2 protein-coding genes are annotated in these 1,229 nt (G+C 63.1%); both read left to right on the top strand.

From position 1 onward, the window contains the following. Nucleotides 1-783, top strand: a 783-nt coding sequence (locus tag BN2503_RS21470) for an oxidoreductase dimerization domain-containing protein (protein ID WP_434799885.1), incomplete at its 5' end; no start/stop codon positions are given. Between the two features lie 84 nt (nt 784-867). Continuing rightward, nucleotides 868-1,229, top strand: a 362-nt coding sequence (locus BN2503_RS18990; RefSeq protein WP_199445288.1) for a transposase zinc-binding domain-containing protein, incomplete at its 3' end; no start/stop codon positions are given.

Here is a 1,229-nt window from a genome sequence, read left to right as displayed (position 1 = left end):
CCGCAAGGTCGAGCGCGCCTTCCAGTTGGGCGATGCACTCACCCAGATGCTGCAGCGAGTGGTAGCGGCGATGGGGTGGAAGTGCGCAAGACAATTGACCATGTCGAACTGATCGTGTGCGATACAGGGCCAAGAATTGCCCCGGATGGGCGCGCGAAGGGCCTTGAACCCTTGTATCGAACGCTCGGTACAAACACGACAGGGTCGGGCCTGGGGCTGCCAATTGTTCAGGCCATCGCCACGCACACAGGGGCCACCATCCAACTGGAGTATGTCGACGAATCCGCGCAAACCGGTCTGCCGGTCCGTGTGTCGTTGCTGCAGGGCAACAAGGAACTGGCCAGCGCCGCCTTCAACGCCCGCGTCATCCCCAGCGTGGCCTACACCGACCCCGAAGTGGCTTGGGTGGGCCTCACCGAAGACCAGGCCAAGGCCCAAGGCATCAAGGTCAAAAAGGGGCTGTTCCCCTGGACGGCGTCCGGGCGCGCTATTGCCAACGGCCGCGACGAAGGCGTGACCAAGCTGCTGTTTGATGACAGCCCCGAAGCAGGATCAGGAGACGGCCATGCTGGCCGGGGCCACGGCAAGATCCTGGGCGGCGGCATGGTCGGCACGCATGCGGGCGACATGATCGGCGAGATCGCCCTGGCCATCGAGATGGGTGCAGATGCGGTGGACATCGGCAAGACCATCCACCCGCACCCCACGCTGGGCGAGAGCATCGGCATGGCGGCGGAAGTGGCGCATGGGTCTTGTACCGATGTGCCACCAGCGCGCAAGTAAGCCAGCCGCCAAGCCTCTTTGACAAAGCCCGAACTGGCAACGGTTCGGGCTTTGTACTTTGCGTGCCCAAACAATCGCCGCAGAATACTGTGCATTTGTACAGACCCACGTCACCCCGAACGCACGCTGCTGTACCAAACAGTGGCAGAGCATTACGTGACCTGGCTGGAGCTGGCCAGCGCGGGTCAGTTCGACGGCCAGGGCGACCACCACACCCCCAAGCCCTTTGTGTGCAAGGCGTTTGCCAAGTATCTGGAATGCGGCATCTTTGCTCACGGCTTTGCGCGCGTACGTTGCGGTGACTGTGGGCACGACTACTTTGTAGCCTTCTCCTGCAAAGGCCGGGGAGTCTGCCCCTCGTGCACCACCCGGCGCATGGTGGAGACAGCAGCGCACCTGAACGATCACGTATTCCCCCGCCTGCCGGTGCGCCAGTGGGTGCTGTC

Source organism: Paenacidovorax caeni (assembly GCF_001298675.1).
Taxonomy (GTDB): Bacteria; Pseudomonadota; Gammaproteobacteria; order Burkholderiales; family Burkholderiaceae_C; genus Paenacidovorax; species Paenacidovorax caeni.
The sequence above is the reverse complement of the archived record's forward strand: the minus strand, read 5'-3'. Positions and strand labels throughout refer to the sequence as shown.